This window comes from Nocardia sp. NBC_01388 (assembly GCF_045040085.1).
GTDB lineage: Bacteria > Actinomycetota > Actinomycetes > Mycobacteriales > Mycobacteriaceae > Nocardia.
Map to the genome: position 1 here is coordinate 4,584,432 of NZ_CP109553.1, position 21,124 is coordinate 4,605,555.

Here is a 21,124-nt window from a genome sequence, read left to right on the forward strand (position 1 = left end):
GCGCGCCGCGTGCCCGTTATCACCTATTTTTTCGTCGTTCGGGCTAACTGGTCACGTGGCGCCTGGGTGGTTTGGCTCAACCCCACAGCACGAGCGTTCATCCAGCGGGCCGCCCGACAGCCGAGTCTTTGAAGCCGTCGGCGGCAGCGATGATCGTCCGTCGTGCCGTGGTGTCAATCAGATGTGACCCTCACCTGCCGCAAACGGCGGGCAGCGGCCACTTCCGATGCCAGTATCCCACATGACCTCGGAGCGCCGCGCCCACGAACCCCTTACGGGCGTCACGCGTCGCGGATCGGAGCACAGCCGGACCCGGCCCCGTACCGAGCGGTACAGGGCGCCGGGACCTGTCGTGAGGTTTGCTCAGAGGGTGAATTCGGGGAACCAGAGCGCGATTTCGCGCTTGGCGGAGTCCGGCGAGTCGGAGCCGTGCACCAGGTTGTACTGGGTCTCGAGGGCGTAATCGCCGCGGATGCTGCCGGGAACGGCCTTCTCGACCGGGTCGGTGCCGCCCGCGATCTGGCGGAAAGCGGCGATGGCCCGGGGGCCTTCCAGTACGGCCGCGACGACCGGGCCGGAGGTGATGAACTCGATGAGCGAACCGAAGAAAGGCTTCTCGGCATGCTCGGCGTAGTGCTCCGCGGCGATCTCCTCGGAGACGTTCACCTGCTTGAGCGCCGCGAACTTCAGACCCTTGCGCTCGATCCGGGTGATGATCTCCCCGATCAGGCCCCGGGCCACGCCGTCCGGCTTGATGAGTACCAACGTCTGCTCAGTCACGCGCATACCGTAGCTCCTCCGGCTCCCCGGAACTTAAGCGCCCAGCTCAGAGCCGCCCAAGTCCCATTCGCGTGGCAGCGGTTAGGCGCCCCTCGAGTTCTGGGCGTCCCCCAGGAGTTACCCCGACCTCACGAAATCTGTTGTCGCGTGAGGATAAGAAGATCAGGCTTCCGACATGCGCTGACCGGGGAGCATGCCTGCGGCCATCCGCTTCTTCACATCTGCTCGGATGAAGAGGATGAAGAGCCATACGGCGACGAAGACCACGCCGATGACCAGGATGGACACGTGAATGAACCCGCCTGCCAGCAGGGCGACCTGGAGGCCGAGGTTGTAGGCCATGGCCCACGGGCGGCGCTGCACGCCGGCGCCGAGGAACATCAGCACGCCCAGGCCGACCACATAGAGGACGGACCACCACTTCAGACCGCCGCCGACGGTCGCGACCACCGGTAGCGCGAGCAGCACGGTGATGGCTTCCAGGACGAGCGTCCCGGCCATGACGCCGCGGAAGCCCTTCCACGGGTCGGTGGCGGGGGCGGGCACGCCCTCGGGCACCAGAGGCTGGTCCTCACTCATGCTCTGTCCATTTCCGCCCTCGTGGGGCCCTTCGTGGTTACGCAAGCTGCCGCCTTCGGGCCTGACCACTCACGCGGGGTCCTTTCCGAACAGCGAGCGGGCCGCCCCTGCGGTGACGACCGATCCGGTGACCACGATGCCCGCACCGGAGACGTGTTCGCCACTCTCGCCTTCTTCGGCGAGGGCGATGGCGGTCTCGATGGCATCGGGCAGATCGGTGGCGACGGCCACCCGCTCATCACCGAAGCGCTGTACGGCCAGGTTGGCCAGGCTCTCGACGGGCAGGGCGCGGGGAGAACCGTTTTCGGTGACGACGATTTCGTCGAAGATCGGTTCGAGCGCATCCAGGATGCCCGCGGCGTCCTTATCGCCCAGTACCGCAACCACTCCGACCAGTTTGCGGAATTCGAATTCGCTGGTGAGCGTGGCGGCCAGGGCCTTCGCACCGTGCGGATTGTGCGCGGCGTCGAGGAAGATAGTCGGCGCGCTGCGCATGCGCTCCATGCGGCCGGGGCTGACGGCGGAGGCGAATCCGGCTCGCACAGCATCGATATCGAGCTGGCGCGAGGCGCCCGCGCCGAAGAACGCCTCCACCGCGGCGAGCGCCAGCACCGCATTGTGCGCCTGGTGCTCGCCGTGCAGCGGCAGGAAGATGTCGTCGTAGACGCCGCCGAGGCCCTGCAGTTCCAGCACCTGGCCGCCGATGGCGACTCGGCGCGAGAGCACCCGGAACTCCGAACCCTCGCGTGCCACAGCCGCATCCATCTCGACGGCGCGGCGCAGCAGCACCTCCATCACCTCGGGCTGCTGCTCGGCGATGACGGTGACGGTGTCGCGCGGGACCAGTTCGTCGACCGGTGCCTTCTTGATGATTCCGGCCTTCTCCCCCGCGATGGAGGTCAGATCCGGTCCGAGGTACTCGGTGTGATCCAGGCCGATCGGGGTGATGACGGCGACCTGTCCGTCGATCACATTGGTCGCGTCCCAGGTGCCGCCCATACCGGTTTCGACCACCGCGACATCGACGGGCGCCTCGGCGAATTTCGCGTAGGCCATGGCGACGAGCACTTCGAACTTACTCAGCGCCGGGCCGCCGGCCGCGAGGGACTGCTTGTCGATCATCTCGAGGAACGGCAGCAGTTCGCGGTACAGCTCGACGTACTGGCCGGGCGTGATGGGCGCATTGTCGATGGCGATGCGCTCGGTGGCCAGCTGCAGGTGCGGGCTGGTGATGCGCCCGGTGCGCCGGTGCAGCGCGGTGAGCAGCGAATCGATCATGCGGGTGACCGAGGTCTTGCCATTGGTGCCGGCGATCTGGATGGCCGGGTAGCCGTGCTGTGGGGAGCCGAGCACATCCATGAGCGCCGCGATGCGGGTCAGCGACGGCTCGATCTTGGTTTCCGGCCAGCGCTTGTCCAGTTCGGCCTCGACCAGCGCCATTTCGGCCAGATCGACCGGCGAGGTCAGCAGCGGACCGGCGTCGTTGTACTGCGGTTCGGGTTCGGCATTCATTTGCGCACCGCCAGTTTCTCGAGCTCGGCGAGCCGGGCGCCGATGCGCTCGACTTCGGATTCGGCGATCTCCTTGCGCGCGGTGATCTTGGCGACCACCTCGTCGGGAGCCTTCGCCAGGAAGGCCTCGTTGCCGAGTTTGGCGGTGGTGCCTGCCAATTCCTTCTGCGCGGCGGCCAGGTCCTTCTCCAGGCGGCGCGCCTCGGCCTCGAGGTCGATGGTCCCGGAGGTATCGATTTCGACGGTGACGGTGGCGTTGGTGAGCCGCACCTCGAGGGAGGCGGTGGCGGCGAAATCGTCGCCGGGCGCGGTGAGACGGGCCAGGTTGGTGATCTCGGCCTGCTGTGCGACCAGATCGGCGGTGTCGATGGCGATCAGTTTGGCGGCCACCTTCTGGCTGTCGGCCAGGCCCTGATCACTGCGGAACCGGCGGATCTCGGTGATGAGGCGCTGGGTGTCCGAAATACGGCGGGCCGCAACCTCATCGGTGGCGATGCCGGAACTGGTGGGCCACTCCGCGATGACGATGGATTCGACGCCCGTCCGCACCCCGGCGGCGTCGGTGGTGAGGGCCTGCCACAGCTGTTCGGTGACGAACGGCATGGCCGGATGCAGCAGTCGCAGGACGGCGTCGAGCACATTGCCGAGCACGACGCGGGTGTTCGCGGCGCGCTCCTCGGAGTGGGCGAACTGCACCTTGGCCAGCTCCAGGTACCAGGAGCACAGTTCGTCCCAGGTGAAGTGGTAGAGCGCCTCGAACGCCTTGCCGAATTCGTACCGGTCGATATTCGAATCCACCTCGGCGCGAACCTCTTCGAACCGATCGAGGATCCAGCGGTCGGTGTCGGTGAGATCGGCGCGGTCCGGCAGCGTGCCCGGCTCGGCGCCGTTCATCAGAGCGAATTTGCTCGCGTTGAACAGCTTGGTGACGAAGTTGCGCGCGGCTGACACGTGCGGTGTGCCCACCGACAGGTCACTGCCGGGCTGCGCACCGCGGGCGAGCGTGAATCGTGTTGCGTCGGCGCCGTATTCGTCGATCCACACCAGCGGGTCGACGCCGATGCCCTTGGACTTGGAGTACTTGCGGCCGAATTCATCGCGAATCAGGCCGTGCAGGAACACATCCCGGAACGGCACCTGCTTCTGCTGCGGATCCTTGCCCTCAGCGAGCACCGGGTCGTCGGAGACGAACATGCCGAACATCATCATCCGGGCGACCCAGAAGAACAGGATGTCGTAGCCGGTGACGAGAACGCTGGTGGGATAGAACTTTTCGAGTTCGGCGGTGGAGTCCGGCCAGCCCATGGTGGAGAAGGGCCACAGGCCGGAGGAGAACCAGGTGTCGAGGACGTCCGGGTCCTGCACCCAGCCCTCGGGGGCCTGCTCGTCCGGGCCGACACAGGCGACCTGGCCCTCGGGGCCGTACCAGATCGGGATGCGGTGGCCCCACCACAGCTGCCGGGAAATGGTCCAGTCGTGCATATTGTCGACCCAGTCGAACCAGCGCGGTTCCTGGCTGGCGGGGTGAATCTTGACCTCGCCGTTGCGAACCGCGTCACCGGCGGCCTTGGCCAGGGTCTCGACCTTGACCCACCACTGCATGGACAGGCGCGGTTCGATGGGTTCGCCGGAGCGCTCGGAGTGGCCGACGCTGTGGCTGTAGGGCCGCTTCTCGGCGACCACGCGGCCCTCTTCGGCGAGGCGTTCGCGCACCTTCACCCGGGCTTCGAAGCGGTCCATGCCGTCGAATTCGGTTCCGGTGTCGGCGATCTTGCCGGTCTTGTCCATGATGGTCGGCATCGGCAGGTTGTGCCGCAGGCCGAGTTCGAAGTCGTTGGGGTCGTGCGCGGGTGTGATCTTCACTGCGCCGGAACCGAATTCGGGGTCGACGTAGTCGTCGGCGACGATCGGGATCTGGCGGCCGGTGATCGGGTGGTAGAGCGTGGTGCCGACCAGGTGCCGGTAGCGCTCGTCCTCGGGGTGCACCGCGACCGCGGTATCGCCGAGCATGGTCTCCACCCGGGTGGTGGCGACAATCACATGCGGCTCATCGTCGTTGAGCGAGCCGTAGCGCAGCGACACCAGTTCGCCGTCGACGTCCTTGTAGGTGACCTCGAGGTCGGAGATGCCGGTCTGCAGTACCGGCGACCAGTTCACCAGGCGTTCGGCACGGTAGATGAGCCCGGCGTCGTAGAGCTTCTTGAAGATGGTCTGCACGGCGCGGGACAGGCCCTCGTCCATGGTGAAGCGATCGCGGCTCCAGTCGATGCCGTCGCCGAGGCGGCGCATCTGGCCCTGGATGGCGCCGCCGGATTCGCGCTTCCAATCCCAGACCTTGTCGATGAAGAGTTCGCGGCCGAAGTCTTCCTTGGTCTTGCCGTCGACGGCGAGCTGCTTCTCCACCACGGACTGGGTGGCGATGCCGGCGTGATCCATGCCGGGCAGCCACAGCACCTCATAACCCTGCATGCGCTTGCGGCGGGTGAGGATGTCCATGAGGGTGTGGTCGAAAGCGTGGCCCATGTGCAGGTTGCCGGTCACATTGGGCGGCGGCAGCACAATCGAGTACGGGGGCTTGGCGGAGGTGGCGTCGGCCTGGAAGTAACCAGCGGCTACCCAGCGCTCGTACATGTCACCCTCTACCTCACTGGGATTCCAGTTCTTGGGGAGGGCATCGGCACGATTACGCGAGTTCTCAGAGGCTGTGCTGGTCACCGTGAGATTCTAGATGGCCGGGAATCGGCGCCGACCGCGGTGGTGCCGGAGAAAGCCGAAGGGCGGGGCTTTCGGCGGATGAGGGACACCGAAGGCCCCGCCTTCGAAGGTAAGCCTACCGCCGATTGCGGCGCCTCTCTCGGATCCATAAGCAATTCTCAGGTTCTGGCCCAAATGGGCCAGGGTAGGCCACATTTCGTTGCATTCACGTTGCGTGGGCCGCACTGCTTCCACGACCCGCAGTTCAGCTGCGCAGGCGGTGGGCCTTTCCATACAAGCCCCGGATTCTGCTGGCATACAGGGCTTTTCATGTGTGACTGAATTGCATTTCACATACCCGGACGCCGGATGACGTCGTAAAGTCCCAGAATGCCGTTCGTTGCTCGTGGGGGAGCGAAGATCCACTACACCGACTCGGGAGGGACAGGACCGGCACTTGTGCTGGGCCACAGCATGCTGATGGACCAGGAGATGTTCGAGCTGCAGCGGGCCGAATTGGGCGAGCGGATTCGCCTCGTCTGCATCGACTCGCGCGGGCACGGCCGCACCGAGGACGATGGGACGCCCTTCAGTTATTGGGACCTGGCGCGCGACGCCTGGGCGGTGGCCGATCACCTCGGCCTCGAGCGGGTGGTGGCCGGCGGCGTTGCGCACGGTGCGTGCACCGCGCTGCGGATGACACTGCTGGCCCGGCCGCGCACGCGCGGGTTGATCGTGATCGGCTCGGCGGCCACGGCCATGACCCCGCAGCGCCGGGCGGGTTATCGCGAGGTTCTCGACTTCTGGACCGGGTACGTGCTGCCCGCCCCGGTCATGAAGATGGTGTCGGCGCTGACCATCGGCGGGACCGAGGAGCATCGGCGGCCGTGGCGCGAGAAATGGCTGGCCGAGGATCGCGGGCGCATTCGGCAGGCGGCCGACTGCGTGATCAACCGCGATTCGGTGCTGGAGCTGCTCGGCGATATCGACTGTCCCGCAATGATTCTGCGCGGCGTCGGAGATCAGGCCACCAGTCCGGAGGACATGCGGGAACTGGCCGAGGCACTCGGCGGCAGGGCCGAGACGCACACCATTCCCGGCGCCGCCATTGCCGCGAATCTGACACATCCGGAGGAGGTCAACGCGCTCTTTCGGACATTCATGGACGGCCTGCCCGACTGATCACACACCCCGACCGACCAATCCGATGAACAGCTGATGGGCGGATTCGGGCGTGGTGCTGCGGTACCGCTGCACCACCACGTCGAATACGTTGGCCGTCTTGGGATTTCGCAATTGGAAGGCGGAGTCCGGGCGGCCGATCGATACGTGCGCGTCCTCCCACAGGCGGCGGAAGTCGGCGTATTCGCCGAGTTCGCGCAGCAGCAGGTCGATGTCCTCGCGGTCCGCGGCGTGCGCGGCGTAGGCGCGGAAGCGACCGGCCATGAGCCGCGCCTCGCGCTCCCAGTCCTCGATGACCATGCGGGCGCGCGGATCGGTGAAGATCCAGCGCAGTACGTGCCCGCTGCGGCGCAGACCCGGGAACGCCTCGTCGAAGGCGCTGTTGCAGTCGACCACATGCCAGCCGTCGTCGAGCGCGGCGGCCAGATGCGGCAGCAGCGCGTCCAGGGTGGTCCGCACGGTGGCCGCCGCGGCGCTGTCGCGGCGCAGCGGCTCCGGGGTCGGCGGGATGGGGCGCTGCTGGGCGAGGTGGTAGAGGTGCACCCGCTCGGCGGAGTCCAGGCACAGCACGGTCGCGAGCGAATCCAGAATCGCCGGACCGGGATTGAGGGCATCACCCTGTTCGATCTTGGCGACATAACCGAGGCTGGCGTGGGTGGCCTCGGCCAATTGCTTGCGGGTCAGGCCGGCCGGATGGCGCGAGGTGCCCCGGGTGCGGCGCTCGCGAATGAACTCGGCCAGCGTCGGCGCGCGCAGCAGTTCTGCGGTCGGTACTCCGATTTCATTGTCGGACAACGGTTCTCCGATCGACTGCCGGTTCGTGCCACCCGGCTCGAGTAGCACAGTACCGGGCGAAGGCCCGCCGCCACACCCGAGTTCACCAGGGCCGGTACCCCTGACAGTGGCACCGGCGCGCGGCGCTGCCCCGCCCAGTGGTTGCGGCCCGGGGCACAGCCCATGACTGGGGTATCCCACCGGTTGCCAAAGGGAGACATGCCATTCGATATTTGCACAGCGAGGCAGCACCGGCGCTGGCAGTGAAGTTCGGAGCGAGTTCGCCGCAGAATCAGGAGCAAGGGAATGGCCATCACTTCGCGCACCATTCGGATCGGCGAGCAGTCCTATCCGTATTCCTTCGGCGAGGATTGTCTCGCCGAAATTGCGGAGGGCATTGCCGGAATGGCCGCCGACAAACTGGTTTTCGTGACCGACGATCAGGTGCTGAGCCTGTACCGTACGGTCATCGAGCGGCTGGCCGGTGATACTCCGTCCCTCACGCTGACCCATCGTGCGGGTGAATCCATGAAGACGCTCGCATGCCTGTCCGATCATATGGAGAAGGCTTTGCGGTCGGGTATGACCCGGCGCTCGGTGGTGGTGGCGTTCGGCGGCGGCGTACCCGGAAATCTGGCCGGGCTCATGGCGAATCTGCTGTTCCGCGGGGTGCGTCTGGTGCATGTACCGACGACCACGATCGCCGCCATGGATTCGGTGCTGTCGCTGAAGCAGGCGATCAACAGCCCGGTCGGCAAGAATCACATCGGCACCTATTACGCGCCGACGGCCGTGTACGCCGATGTGCGGTTGTTCGAGACGCTGCCGGAGGCCGAACTGCGTTCGGGTTTCTGCGAAATGGCGAAGAATTGCCTCGCCATTCGCCCGGCGGCAGTGGCACCACTGCGCGCCATCATCGCCTCCGGCTCCTTGGCCACGCCGAAGGCATTGACCTGGCTGCTGGATGCGAGCATCGATGCCAAATCCTCGGTGACGCAGGATGATACGTTCGAGCGCGGCACCGGATTGGTCCTGGAATACGGCCACACCGCCGGGCATGCCATCGAAATCTGCGATCACCGGGTGCGCGGTGCGGCGGGTATTACGCACGGCGGCGCGATTGCGGTGGGAATGCTGGTGGCAGCGCATATATCGCATGCGCGCGGGTGGCTGTCCGATGACGAGGTGAGCGTGCACTACGACATCGTCGCGGGGCTGGGCGTCGAACCGTGGCTGCCGTCCACGGTGCGCGTCGCCGATGTACTCGGGGTGGTTGAGCAGGACAACAAGAAGGGTTACCTCGACGCGCGCCCGGGCTCGGTGCCGTTCGTGCTGCTGCGCAGCCTGGGCCGGCCGGCCATGACCGGAACTCTGCCGTTGGTGCAGGTTTCGGTACCGGAGATCCGCGAAGCGCTGGAGGTCATCGCCCAGCCCTCCCCCGCCGCCCCCGCGGTCGGCATCCACTGATTCGCACGCGCACCACATGGATGCGGCGGACGATCTCGCGCGCGGAATCTGCTGCGCGGCACACCTTCTCTGCGCGACGACCGCGCGTACGACAGTGATCAGCTCGGTAGGAGATTTCATGCTTGCGGTTCATGGCGGGGCGCCGGTGCGGGGCGGGGTGTCGTGGCCGCAGTGGCCACAGTACGACGCCGATACCGAGGCGGAACTGCTTGCCGCGCTGCGCTCTTCGCGCTGGTCGGTGAGCTGGTACAGCCCGGCGGGCGGGAAGTCCCGGGAGCGGCTGTTCGGGGAGGCGTTCGCCCGGTACAACGGTGCGGCGTTCGGGGTCAGTGTCGACCACGGTTCCAGTGCGCTGGTCATCGCACTGGAGGCCCTGGGCATCGGCCCCGGGGATGAGGTCATCGTGCCCGCCGTCACCTGGGTCGCGCCCGCCACCGCGGTGCTGCGGGTCGGGGCGCTGCCGGTGCTGGTCGATGTCGATCCCGAAACCGGCTGTCTCACCGCCGATCACGTGTACGCGGCGGTTTCCGGGCGCACCAGGGCCGTGATCGCGGTGCATCTGGCCTGCACCGTGGCGCCGATCGACGAGCTCGCCGAATTGGCCCGCGATATGGGTCTGGCATTGGTCGAGGACTGCTCGCAGGCGCACGGGGCGCAGTGGGCGGGCCGGGCCGTCGGCACCTTCGGCGCTATCGGGGTGTTCAGCCTCGGTGCGGCCAAAACCCTCGCGGCAGGTGAGGCCGGAGCGGCGATCACCGACAGTCCGGAGCTGCACCGGCGCATGCTCATGCTGCGCGCCGATTCGCGCGGATACAGCGCGCACGATCCGCTGCCCGGCGAATACGAGCTGGTCGAGCTCGGCGAGATCATGGGCGGCAATTACTGCATGTCGGAGCTGACCGCCGGGGTACTGCTCGATCAGCTGCCACGGCTGGACGCCCAGCACGCGCACCGCGAATCCCGGACACGGCAGCTGGAGGCCGGACTCTCCGCGATCCCTGGCCTGACGCCGATTCCGGTTCCGGCACAGGTGAATCGGCGCGCCGTCTACGAGTACGGCCTCCGCTTCGAACCCGGCACCTTCGGCAATGCCGCCATCGAACAGGTCGCCGCAGCCCTCACCGCCGAACTGCACACCAGGGTCTACCGACCCCGAATCCCCCTGCCCCGCAGCAATCTCCTCCGCCCCCACACCAAACCCCGCTTCGCCGCCACCTGGAACACCGCCCGCGCCACCGACCGCCCCTTCCCCGGCGCAGACCACTACTGCGGCCACACCCTCCTCATGCACCACAGCGTCCTACTCGGCGACCCCCGCGACATCCACGACATCCTCACCGCCCTGGACAAAGTCCGCACCCTCTCGAGCACCCTCACCGTGGCCGGCACCCCAATCCCCACGACATAGTCGGCCACGCCGGCCCGACCACACCAAACAGTCCGCCCAACCGAAACTGCCCGTGCCAGAACGACACCGCACGCATCAGGATCGCCCAGCATGCATGAATGCTGTGCGGCACAGAGACGCACTGTACGGTCCGCACGGGCCGTTCGATCCGGACAGGATCTCGACCACACAGCACATGTCGGGACCACACCGCACGCACGAAGGCTGTGCGGTCCGGAGGCACGCTGTTCGGTTCGCACAGCGTGTCAGGAGCGCGCAGCACATATGAAGGCTGCCCTGTACGGGGAGATGCTGATCGATCCCGGAGCGCGCTGTTCGGCGTGGGGTCGATCAGGAGGCACGCGGGACGGGTGGCGGGGCGGTTTCAGGGGACCAGGATTTCGAGTGCGCCGGGGTGGGCGTGGAAGGTGGCGGGGAGTAGGCCCGCCGGATCGCCGTCCGCGGTGGCGGGGGCGTTCGGGGCGGTCAGGGTGAAGCTGGCGGCGCGGTACTGAGTGGCGGCGGGGTGGTCGATGCGCTTGCCCGAGGAGAGGGCGGGGAGCAGGCGGAGCAGGTCCAGGCGGGACATGGCGCCGACGACTGTCAGGTCCAGGAGGCCGTCGTCGATGACCGCGTCGGGGCAGATGAGCATGCCGCCGCCGTAGGTGCGCGTATTGCCGACCGCGACCATGATGGCGTCAAGTTCGACGATCGTGCCGTCCGGGTGGTCCGGGGAGCCGTGCAGTTCTACGCGGTACGGGACGGCGAGTTTGCCTACCAGTTCGAGCAGGGCGGCGACGGTGTAGCGCATGGGGCCCTTCGGCCAGCGCAATTCATTGGCGCGCAGGGTGACTCGCGCATCGAAACCGGTGCCGGTGACCGTGGCGAACCACATGGGCACGGTGGCGCCTTCGGCCTGCACGGTGCCGAGGTCGATGGTCCGGGTCCGCCCGCCGAGTACTACATCGACGGCCGCGGTGGTGTCGTCGGGGATGGCGACCTCGCGGGCGAGGTCATTGCCGGTGCCGCCGGGCACCAGTCCCAGCGGTACGCCGGTACCGACCAGTGCCTGCAGCACCACGCAGGTCAGGCCGTCGCCGCCCGCCGCGACCACCGCGTCCGGTCGGGTCTCCGGATTGGCGAGGGTGTCCCGCACCTGCCGTTCGGTATCGGCCGCCGAACTGCCGCGGATCTCGGTGACATTGACACCGCGCGCCGCGAACCGGTCCGCCGCGTCGATCCCGACCTGTACGCCCTTGCCGTGACCGGACAGCGGGTTGGTCACGAGCGCTATCGAGTGGATCTCTCTCACGGAATCAGCTTCCCAGGGTTCAGGATTCCGGCGGGGTCTACGGCCTGTTTGACCGCGCGCAGCACCTCGACGCCGAGGTCGCCGATTTCGGCGGTCATCCACGGGCGGTGGTCCGCGCCGACGGCGTGGTGGTGGGTGATGGTTCCCGAGGCTGCGACGATCGCATCGCCTACGGCCCGTTTCGCCTGCGCCCATTGGGCGATGGCGTCGTCGGCCTGCTTGGCGACAATGGTGAAGTAGAGCGAGGCGCCGGTCTGGTAGGTGTGCGAGATATGGCACATGACCAGGGCGGGGGTGCCCTGCGCGGTGAGTGAATCCGTCAGTGCGGCGGTGACTTTCGCCTTGAGATTGTCGAGATTGGACCAGCTGGTGGCGGTTTCGAGGGTCTCGCAGAGAATTCCGGCGTCCAGCAGCGCATCCCGCAGGTACGGGGCGGAGAAGCGGCCGTGCTCCCATTCGCGGGCGGGGGTTTCGCCGAGTGCGGTGCCACCGGCGGCAGCGAGCAGGTTGGAGGCTTCGGTGCTGCGGGCCGCGACATGTGACGCACTGCCCTCGAAGGTGGTGATGGCCAGGCAGCCGCCGACCGTACCGCCGCCGATATCGCCGGCGCGGGCCAGATTGAGTCCGGTCTCGGCCTCATCGGACAGTCGCATGACGGTGGGGTTCGCGCCCGCCTGGATGACGGTGCGCAGCGCGTTCGCGCCGGTGGCGAAGTCGGGGAACGACCAGGCGCGATAGGCGGTGGTCTCCGGGATCGGGTGCACGCGCAGGGTGACCCCGGTAATGATGCCGAGAGTGCCCTCCGAGCCGGAGAACAGCTCGCGCAGATCGGGTCCGGCGGCCGAGGCGGGGGCGCGGCCGAGATCGAGAGTGCCGCTGGGCGTGGCGATTCGGAGGCGCTGGATCATATCGTCGAAGCGGCCGTAACCGGCCGACGCCTGGCCCGAGGAGCGGGTGGCGGCGAAACCGCCGATGGTCGCGAATTCGAAGCTCTGCGGGAAGTGCCCGAGCGAAAGTCCGTGCTCGGCAAGCAGTTCCTCGGCACGCGGGCCGGTGATGCCCGCGCCCAGTGTGGCGGTGCCGCTGATCGTGTCGACCTCGGTGAGGGTGTCCAGGCGGCGCAGATCCAGGGTGATGACCGCGGCGAAAGTGCCACGGGCCGGGTCGAGTCCGCCGACGACGCTGGTGCCGCCGCCGAAGGGGACCACGGCAATCGCTCCGGCACTGCAGTATTCGAGCACCGCGGCGACCTCGTCGTGATCACCGGGGAACAGCACGGCGTCCGGAGCGTCCTGCGGCTCGGTGGCGCGGCGGCGCAGCAGATCGGGGGTGCTCTTGCCACCTGCGTGGCGCAGCCGATCGCGGTGGTCGAGCGATACGTTCTCGGAACCGACCACCGCGACTAGCCCGGCATGTTGATCCGGGGTGAGCGCGGATTCACGTAGCGGCACGTCGCCCTCATCGCGACGGGTCGCCGCGTCCGCGGACACCCCGAATACCTGCGTGAGCAATCCCCGAATGGTTTCGGGCAGCGGTTTGTGTCCGGACGGGTCGCCCCAGGCGTCCCACACCATACTCGCGCGGGCCTGCGGCTCGCCCGGGTTTCCCGGCGAAGCGGATGCTGCTCGTGTGTCGACCATGCGTTACAGTCTGACATAGAATGTCAAGCAGTAACGAACCCTCCCTACCGATGGTGGCATCCATGGCTTCGACCGAACCGTCTTCCGCCGTCGACCGGGCGATTCTCGATGCGGCGCGCGCCTGCGTGGCCGAATTCGGCGTCCGGCGCACCACCCTCACCGAGGTCGCGCGCCGCGCCGGGGTCAGTCGCCCGACCGTGTACCGGCGCTGGGCCGATACCGGGTCGCTGGTGGCGGATCTACTGGTGCGCGAATTGCACGAGATCATTGCCGATGCCGTGCCCGCGGGCGGCAATGCCCGGGCGCGGCTGGTGGCCGCGATTGTCGGCGGCGGGGCCATGATGCGGCGGAATCCGCTGTTCGCCAAGATCTTCCGGACCGATGCCGATGTCATGCTCACCTATGTGTTCGAGCGGCTCGGGCGCAATCAGCGGGCGCTCATCGGGATGTTCGCCGACGGCATTCGAGAGGGCCACCGCGACGGGTCCATTCGGCACGGCGATGCCGAACGGCAGGCCGCCATGCTCCTGCTGCTGGCGCAATCGGCGGTGCAGTCGGCGGGCACCGTCGTCGACTTCCTCGACTCCGATCATCTCGATATCGAACTCACCCGCGCCATCGACGGATACCTGGCGCCGGGTCCCTCGGAATCTCAGCGAAAGGTCTACTCATGAGCGGCATTTCGGCTCAGTCCAGCTCGGCGCTCAATGCCGGTCGGCGGCAGCGGGAACTGCTCGCGCTCGGCGCGGGCGGGACCATCGACGTGCTGGTGATCGGCGGTGGGATCACCGGTGTGGGTGTGGCGCTCGATGCCGCCTCGCGCGGACTGCGCACCGTGCTGGTGGAGAAGCATGATCTGGCCTTCGGGACCAGCCGGTGGAGTTCCAAGCTGGTGCACGGCGGGCTGCGGTATCTGGCCGGCGGCGGGGTGGGCATCGCCCACGAGAGTGCGGTCGAGCGCGATATTCTGCTGACCCGGACGGCACCGCATCTGACCCGCGCGCTGCCGCAGGTGGTGCCGCTGCTGCCGAATATCGGTGTGGCACAGAAGCTGCTGGTGCGCGCCGGATTCCTGGCCGGAGACGTCTTGCGGCGCACCGCGGGTACGGCGGCGTCGGTGCTGCCGCGGTCGCGGCGAGTGGCGGCCGCGGAGGCGCTGCGGCTCGCGCCGACGGTGCGGCGTGCCGGATTGCGTGGCGGACTGCTCGCCTGGGACGGGCAGCTGGTGGACGATGCCCGGCTCGTGGTGGCGATCGCGCGTACGGCGGCGCTGCACGGCGCGTCGATCCTCACCCGGGTCGAGGCGAGCGAGGTCAGCGGCACCACGGCGACGCTGCTGGATCGGCTGACCGGCGAAACCCTGTCCGTCACAGCTCGTTCCGTCATCAATGCGACCGGGGTGTGGGCTGATCAGGTGGATCCGAGCATCGAGCTGCGGCCCTCGCGCGGCGCCCACCTGGTATTCGATGCCGCGGCCTTCGGCGGGCTGACCGCCTCGCTGACGGTGCCGATTCCGGGCAGCACCAGTCGATTCGTCTTCGCCTTCCCCGCCGCGCACAATCGCGTCTACCTGGGCCTCACCGATGAGGAAGCGCCCGGCCCGGTGCCGGATGTGCCGCATGCCACCGAATCGGAAATCGACTTCCTGCTCGACACCGTCAATACGGTGCTGCGAGAGCCGCTGACCCGCAATGATATTCGCGGCACCTTTGCGGGCCTGCGGCCACTGCTGCGCACCGGTGACAACAGCACCGCCGATATCTCCCGCGAGCACGCCGTCCTCACCTCCCCCACCGGCGTCATCACCGTCGTAGGCGGCAAACTCACCACCTACCGCAAAATGGCCGAGGACACCGTGGATGCCGCCATCGCACACGCCCACCTCACCGCCGCCCCCTGCCACACCCGCGATCTCCCCCTGATCGGCGCGGTGTCCGGCGCGGCCCGCGACCGCGTCGAAGCCCCCACCCGCCTGGTCGAGCGCTACGGCAGCGAAGCCGCCACCATTCTCGAACTCGCCCGGCAACATCCGGAACTGGCCGAACCGGTGGCCCCCGGAATCGATGTCATAGCAGCAGAATTCGCCTTTGCCACGACCCACGAGGGCGCCCTCGACCCCGACGACCTCCTCGACCGCCGCACCCGCATCGGCCTCGTCGACACCGACCGCAAAGCCGCCACCCCCGCCGCCGAAGCCGCCTTCACCCGCCCCGCCCGAGCCGAGTAGCGTCGCCGCGCGCCCACGCGCGATGACACAGCCCGCGAACGAACCCAACATGATTCAGTGCGCGGGAACGGCGATCGGATCGGAGGCGGCCCCCGATCCAGTGGTCGCGCTCGCATCGTCTCGATGCTGGAGGGCCACACGTGGCGCGGCCGCTTCCAAACCGCTCTGGTCACCGCGCCTCGGTGGCGGGGCGGGGCTACCCGCCGCCGAAGACGTTGCAGCCGGAGCCGGTGCTGAAGCCGGTGCCGACGGTGAGGTCGATGTAGGGGACGACGTCGCCGCCGCGGGCCGGGGTCTGCTGGATGATCTGGAGGCGATGGGCTCCGGGGGTGGCGGGGGTCCAGTTCGCTATGGCGAGGCTGCCGGACGGGGTGGCTATGCCGAAGCGGATGCCGTTGTCGTAGAAGCCGACCGGGGTGGAGGGGTCGTCTACGTAGGCGTCGACCGGGTAGGTGCAGCCGGTGCCGTAGTTCGTCGCCGAGCCGAAGCTGAGGGCGGGCTCGACACCCACCCGGGTGGCGGTGGCCCCGGCGGGTGCGGCCAGCACGGTGAGCGCTGCGGCCATGCCGAGTGCGGCGGCAACCGGTGCTGCCCGCCTGTTCCTCTTGCTGATGCCCATAGGGTGCTGTCCTCGTCGGCACTGCCGGAACCGAATGCACCGGCACATTGCCTCGATCCTCGCTCGCGATCCGGCGCTTCGGGGACTATTGCCGGAATCTGGCGTGTTCCGCACCCGGCCGCTCCACACAATGCGCCGATTCCGGACAGATCCCACGCGCGTGTGAACGGTCCTATGCTTGGCAACGATGTAATGAGCGCCGGAGTAGGAGGCGCGGATGGGGCGGATTCCGACCACTGTCGGATTGACACGCGGGCCAGGGCTGGTCGCGCGGTTCGGAAGTGTGCTTATTTTCCTGGCCGCCGAAAGTCCGTCGACGGAAAGAATTCTCGGGGCGGCCGAGACGGCGTCGACCGCGGCCGATCCGGGCGTGGCCATTGCGCAGCGGCTGGCTGCCGCGGTGTTCAGCAGCGGGAATGCGCAGCCACCGGCGTTCGGGGTGGTCGCGCCGACGACCGGCGGCATGTTGGTGCTGCTGCGCGGCGCGGTACGGGCGGTGGTCGACGGCCCGGAAGGCACCCGGCAGCTGTCCGGTGTGCGCGCTATGACCTGGGTCGATGAGATTCTGCGGGATCCGGTGCGGCGGGTGACCGTGGTCGGCGAGACCGAGGCCGGCGCCGAGATTCCGCATACCGATCTGCGCTCGGGTGTGGCTGCCGCGGGCGGGTTCGTGCTGCATGCACCGCGCACCGGCATCACCCCGCCGCTGCGGACCACGAATACGGGATCGTCGAAAGCTGTTCAACCCGAGACTCATCCGGCCACGCCCACCTCCGCGGTGCCGCCCGGCGATGCGACCAAGCGTGTTGCGGTGCCCACTCCATCACATACGCGGTTCTCCACCCCGGGTAGCGCGGAACCGCTCCGCCGCGAATCCGCTGCGCCGGAGAAGCAACCGGCAGGCGCGCTCGATCTCACCAAGAAGCCGCAGCGTGACAGCGTGCCGGAGCACGCGTCCGCCGGCGCCGAACCGCGACCCGACCCGGCAGACCAGCCGCCGACGGCAGCATTCAACTCGAAAGCCGCGGCCACAGCGGAAGCCGGCGGCACACCGGCGGCCGTCGACCCTCTCGACCCACCCACCGAGAAGGCTGGGTCACCCAGCGCAGCCTCGACCGCAGCGGACCCGAGACCTGCCTCGCCCGATGCGCAGTCGGCCGCGCCACGGGTGATGCCGCTCGCGGCCACACCGGAACCGGAGACCGACAAGCTCGGCCCGCCCCACGGCGCGCTCATCACCGTGGACGGCGCCATCTATCCGATGGACAGGCGCTACGTGATCGGACGCGATCCCATGATCGACGATTCGGTCCGCCGCGGCACGGCCGTCCCGATCGTGATCCCGCGCGACCGCCACGTATCCCGCATCCACGCCTATGTTTTCATCGAGAACGGCGTGGTCCTCGTGCGTGACGCCGCGACTCCCGGCGGCACCTTCGTGGCCGCCCCGGGCCAGGACTGGATACGCGTGGGCCAGCGCCCGTCCGAACTGAAAGCAGGCTGGAGCGTCCGCGTCGGCGACCGCATTCTCACCTACCACCAGGACCGCCGCCGCTGACGGTCACCCCCCATCCACGGTGAGTGCTGCTGACATCCGCCGGTGGGAGAGCGCGGGGCGTGCGTGGGCGTCGCCGCGCTCTGCCTACGATGCGGAGGACCTACCGGGACACCCCGCCCGCCGCAGAGGAAGATGGTCGCTATGCATCGTGCCGCGCCGAAAAAAGACATCGATGAGGCCGCGCTGACCGTGACCGCGCCGAAAACCGCGGCAGCGGGCGTCAAAGCGGTGACCGTGGCCCTGGAGCGCGCCGTCGAGGAGATGGGTGTCGTCCGCACGGCCCGCACCCTGACCCGGGTCAATCAGCGGCACGGCTTCGACTGCCCGGGCTGTGCCTGGCCGGAACCCAGCGGCGCCCGCCGACCCGCGGAATTCTGCGAGAACGGCGCGAAGGCGGTGGCCGAGGAGGCGACGCTGCGCACCGTCACCCCGGAATTCTTCGCCGCGCATTCGATCGCGGACCTGGACGGCAAGTCCGGCTACTGGCTCGGGCAGCAGGGCCGCATCACCCATCCGATGGTGCTGCGCCCCGGCGACACCCACTACTCCCCCATTGCCTGGGACGACGCCTACCGTCTGATCGCCGACAACCTGCGCGCCCTGGCCTCCCCCGACGAGTCGGTGTTCTACACCTCCGGCCGCACCGCCAACGAGACGGCGTTCCTCTATCAGCTGCTGGTGCGCAGCTTCGGCACCAACAATCTGCCGGACTGCTCGAATATGTGCCACGAATCCTCGGGCACCGCGCTGACCGCCTCCATCGGCATCGGCAAGGGTTCGGTGACGATCGACGATTTCAAGAAGGCCGATCTCATTATCGTGGCCGGGCAGAATCCGGGCACCAACCATCCGCGCATGCTGTCGGCGCTGGGTGAGGCGAAAGCGCACGGCGCCAAGGTGATCGCCGTGAACCCGCTGCCCGAGACCGGGCTCATCGGCTTCAAGGATCCGCAGACGCTCAAGGGCTTCACCGGCGGCATCAGCATTGCCGACGACTTCCTGCAGATCCGGCTCGGCGGCGATATGGCGCTGTTCCAGGGCCTGGGCAAACTGCTGTTCGAGGCCGAGGACCGCAAGCCGGGAACAGTGGTCGATCACGACTTCGTGAATGCGCACACCGCCGGTTTCGCCGAATACGAGAAGCAGATGCGCGCGGTCGATCTCGGCGTGGTCGAGGAGGCCACCGGCCTGACCCGCGCGGACCTGGATCGCACCGCCGCCCTGCTGGCCGAGTCCGGGGCCGTGATCATCTGCTGGGCAATGGGTTTGACGCAGCAACTGCACGGTGTGGCCACCATCGAGGAGGCCACCAATCTGCTGCTCCTGCGCGGCATGATCGGCAAGCCGGGTGCGGGCGTCTGCCCGGTGCGCGGGCATTCGAATGTGCAGGGCGATCGCACCATGGGCATCTGGGAGAAGATGCCGGACTCCTTCCTCGACGCCCTGGACGATCAGTTCGGCATCAGCAGCCCGCGTGAACACGGCTGGGACACAGTCAATTCCATCCGCGCCATGCGAGACGGCATCGGCAAGGTGTTCTTCGGCATGGGCGGCAATTTCGTCTCCGCCACCCCGGATACCGAGGTGACCGAGGCCGCCCTGCGCAATTGTGATCTCACCGTGCAGGTTTCGACGAAGCTCAATCGCAGTCATGTGGTGCACGGCCGGACGGCACTGATCCTGCCGACCCTCGGCCGCACCGATGAGGATATGCAGGGCGATGCGCGCCAGCAGGTTTCGGTCGAGGATTCGATGTCCATGGTGCATCTGTCGACCGGTCGCCTGAAGCCGGTCAGCACCGAACTGCGCAGCGAGGTCGCCATTGTGTGCGAACTGGCACAGGCGCTGTTCGGGCCGGCGCATTCGGTGCCGTGGGCGCAATTCCAGCGCGACTACGACAAGATCCGCGATGCCATCGCCGCCGTGGTGCCGGGCTGCGCCGACTACAACACGAAGGTGCGGGGCCGCAACGGTTTTCAGCTCCCACATCCGCCGCGGGACTCCCGCGAATTCCGGACCGATACCGGCAAGGCCAATTTCGCCACCAACGATCTGCGCTGGCTCCCGGTCCCGCGGGGCCGCCTGATCCTGCAGACGCTGCGCAGCCACGACCAGTACAACACCACCATCTACGGCTTGGACGACCGCTACCGCGGTATCCACAACGGCCGCCGTGTGGTCCTGGTGCATCCGGCGGACATCGCCGAATTCGGTTTCGCAGAGGACGAACTCGTGGACGTGATCTCCGAGTGGACCGACGGCACCGAGCGCCGGGTCGAAGGCTTCCGGCTGGTCGGCTACGCCACGCCACGCGGTAACGCCGCCGCCTACTATCCGGAGACCAATCCGCTCGTCCCGCTGGATCATGTTGCGCTGCGGTCGAATACGCCCGTCTCCAAGGCGGTCACCATCCGCCTGGAACGCCACACCCATAGGACGTCGTGAGCCGAGTCACCGCCCGCCGCCCCACCCTGCGCATCTCCCCTGCCGGAAATATCCAGCGGCCCGACACCCTGGTGGTGGAGGAGCCCCTGGAGATCCGCACCGGCGGTGCATCACTCACCGTCACCATGCGCACACCGGGCGCCGATATCGACCTCATCCACGGTTTCCTCTTCGCCGAGGGCATTATCGGTGAGCTCGAGGACGTCGTCACCGCCCGCTACTGCGCCGGCACCGACGAGAACGGCCAGAACACCTACAACGTGCTCGACGTGCAATTGCGGCACCCCGTCCCGGTCACCCCGCGCAGCTTTCTCACCAGCAGCTCCTGCGGCCTCTGCGGGAAAACCGCGCTCGACGAGATCCGTACGCGCACCCGCTATCCGCTGCCCGCGCACGGCATCTCGATCTCCCTCGACACCCTCGCCGGTCTGCCCGGCGAACTCCGTTCCCGGCAAACGCTTTTCGACGCCACCGGCGGCCTGCACGGTGCGGGCCTGTTCACCCTCGACGGTAAGGCCCTGGTGGTGCGCGAGGACGTGGGCCGCCACAATGCCGTGGACAAGGTCATCGGCTGGGCCCTGCGCGAAAACCTGCTCCCCGCACACGAACTGCTGCTGATGGTCAGCAGCCGCGCCTCCTTCGAACTCGTCCAGAAGGCGGTGATGGCCGGAATCCCGTTCCTCGGCGCGGTCTCCGCCCCCAGTTCGCTGGCCGTGGATCTGGCCGCCGAAGCCGATCTCACCCTGGTCGGTTTCCTGCGCGGCGAAACCATGAACGCCTACACCGGCATCCACCGGCTGCAGGTCTGACCTGGCCGTAACCGTTCGACCGCACACCTGTGACCGCCTGTAACAAGAGGCTGCGACCATGACCCTCGTACAGGTCGAACGGTAGGAGCGCCATGAACACCCACCACACCCGGGCGCTCCCGGCACGTCCTTCGTCTTCG

At 67.9% G+C, this 21,124-nt stretch carries 16 protein-coding genes; 8 read left to right on the top strand and 8 right to left on the bottom strand.

The features are described from left to right. Positions 1–363: 363 nt before the first annotated feature. From ndk to OG716_RS22590, 4 genes are all read right to left on the bottom strand, one after another. On the bottom strand, positions 364–780 hold the full coding sequence (ndk, locus tag OG716_RS22575) for a nucleoside-diphosphate kinase (RefSeq protein WP_405132768.1): 417 nt from the start codon (positions 778–780) through the stop codon (positions 364–366). 162 nt (positions 781–942) lie between these two features. Continuing rightward, a complete protein-coding gene (locus tag OG716_RS22580; RefSeq protein WP_405132769.1) occupies positions 943–1,359 on the bottom strand; it encodes a DUF4233 domain-containing protein in 417 nt (138 codons plus the stop codon). Between the two features lie 69 nt (positions 1,360–1,428). Beyond that, positions 1,429–2,871 (bottom strand): bifunctional folylpolyglutamate synthase/dihydrofolate synthase, encoded by a 1,443-nt coding sequence (locus OG716_RS22585; RefSeq protein WP_405132770.1) that lies wholly within the window; start codon positions 2,869–2,871, stop codon positions 1,429–1,431. Next, positions 2,868–5,585: a valine--tRNA ligase gene (locus tag OG716_RS22590; protein ID WP_405132771.1), complete on the bottom strand. Its 2,718-nt coding sequence runs from the start codon at positions 5,583–5,585 to the stop codon at positions 2,868–2,870. Before OG716_RS22590 ends, OG716_RS22585 begins: the two co-directional genes overlap by 4 nt. A gap of 369 nt (positions 5,586–5,954) precedes the next feature. On the opposite strand from OG716_RS22590, the gene OG716_RS22595 reads away from it, so the two are divergent. Then, a complete protein-coding gene (locus tag OG716_RS22595) occupies positions 5,955–6,746 on the top strand; it encodes an alpha/beta fold hydrolase (protein ID WP_405132772.1) in 792 nt (263 codons plus the stop codon). Here the strand turns inward: OG716_RS22595 and OG716_RS22600 are convergent, their stop codons facing one another. Continuing rightward, positions 6,747–7,541, bottom strand: coding sequence for a helix-turn-helix domain-containing protein (locus tag OG716_RS22600; protein ID WP_405132773.1), 795 nt, complete (start codon positions 7,539–7,541; stop codon positions 6,747–6,749). Positions 7,542–7,826: 285 nt separating this feature from the next. Here OG716_RS22600 and OG716_RS22605 point away from each other — a divergent pair, with 285 nt between their 5' ends. Continuing rightward, positions 7,827–8,987 carry a 2-deoxy-scyllo-inosose synthase gene (locus tag OG716_RS22605; protein WP_405132774.1) on the top strand — a complete coding sequence of 387 codons (1,161 nt, stop codon included), beginning with the start codon at positions 7,827–7,829 and terminating at the stop codon, positions 8,985–8,987. Positions 8,988–9,105: 118 nt separating this feature from the next. After that, positions 9,106–10,395 carry a DegT/DnrJ/EryC1/StrS family aminotransferase gene (locus OG716_RS22610; RefSeq protein WP_405132775.1) on the top strand — a complete coding sequence of 430 codons (1,290 nt, stop codon included), beginning with the start codon at positions 9,106–9,108 and terminating at the stop codon, positions 10,393–10,395. A 364-nt stretch (positions 10,396–10,759) separates the two neighbouring features. Here OG716_RS22610 and OG716_RS22615 read toward each other — a convergent pair whose 3' ends face one another. Both OG716_RS22615 and OG716_RS22620 read right to left on the bottom strand, forming a co-directional pair. After that, positions 10,760–11,686, bottom strand: a complete 927-nt coding sequence (locus OG716_RS22615; protein ID WP_405132776.1) for a YegS/Rv2252/BmrU family lipid kinase — start codon at positions 11,684–11,686, stop codon at positions 10,760–10,762. Next, positions 11,683–13,260, bottom strand: coding sequence for an FAD-binding oxidoreductase (locus tag OG716_RS22620; protein WP_405139839.1), 1,578 nt, complete (start codon positions 13,258–13,260; stop codon positions 11,683–11,685). The genes OG716_RS22615 and OG716_RS22620 overlap by 4 nt, the downstream gene beginning before the upstream one ends. A gap of 128 nt (positions 13,261–13,388) precedes the next feature. On the opposite strand from OG716_RS22620, the gene OG716_RS22625 reads away from it, so the two are divergent. Next, positions 13,389–14,000: a TetR/AcrR family transcriptional regulator gene (locus tag OG716_RS22625; RefSeq protein ID WP_405132777.1), complete on the top strand. Its 612-nt coding sequence runs from the start codon at positions 13,389–13,391 to the stop codon at positions 13,998–14,000. Continuing rightward, positions 13,997–15,553, top strand: a complete 1,557-nt coding sequence (locus OG716_RS22630; RefSeq protein WP_405132778.1) for a glycerol-3-phosphate dehydrogenase/oxidase — start codon at positions 13,997–13,999, stop codon at positions 15,551–15,553. The genes OG716_RS22625 and OG716_RS22630 overlap by 4 nt, the downstream gene beginning before the upstream one ends. Positions 15,554–15,749: 196 nt before the next feature. Here the strand turns inward: OG716_RS22630 and OG716_RS22635 are convergent, their stop codons facing one another. Beyond that, complete coding sequence (locus tag OG716_RS22635) at positions 15,750–16,172, bottom strand: hypothetical protein (RefSeq protein ID WP_405132779.1); 423 nt, start codon at positions 16,170–16,172, stop codon at positions 15,750–15,752. Positions 16,173–16,389: 217 nt separating this feature from the next. Between OG716_RS22635 and OG716_RS22640 the strand changes: the two genes are divergently transcribed. The 3 genes from OG716_RS22640 to fdhD all read left to right on the top strand — a co-directional run bounded on the left by OG716_RS22640 (position 16,390) and on the right by fdhD (position 20,984). Beyond that, positions 16,390–17,730 (top strand): FHA domain-containing protein, encoded by a 1,341-nt coding sequence (locus tag OG716_RS22640; RefSeq protein ID WP_405132781.1) that lies wholly within the window; start codon positions 16,390–16,392, stop codon positions 17,728–17,730. Positions 17,731–17,871: 141 nt separating this feature from the next. Beyond that, positions 17,872–20,175: an FdhF/YdeP family oxidoreductase gene (locus OG716_RS22645; RefSeq protein ID WP_405132782.1), complete on the top strand. Its 2,304-nt coding sequence runs from the start codon at positions 17,872–17,874 to the stop codon at positions 20,173–20,175. Beyond that, positions 20,172–20,984 carry a formate dehydrogenase accessory sulfurtransferase FdhD gene (gene fdhD, locus OG716_RS22650; protein WP_405132783.1) on the top strand — a complete coding sequence of 271 codons (813 nt, stop codon included), beginning with the start codon at positions 20,172–20,174 and terminating at the stop codon, positions 20,982–20,984. The genes OG716_RS22645 and fdhD overlap by 4 nt, the downstream gene beginning before the upstream one ends. Positions 20,985–21,124 lie beyond the last annotated feature (140 nt).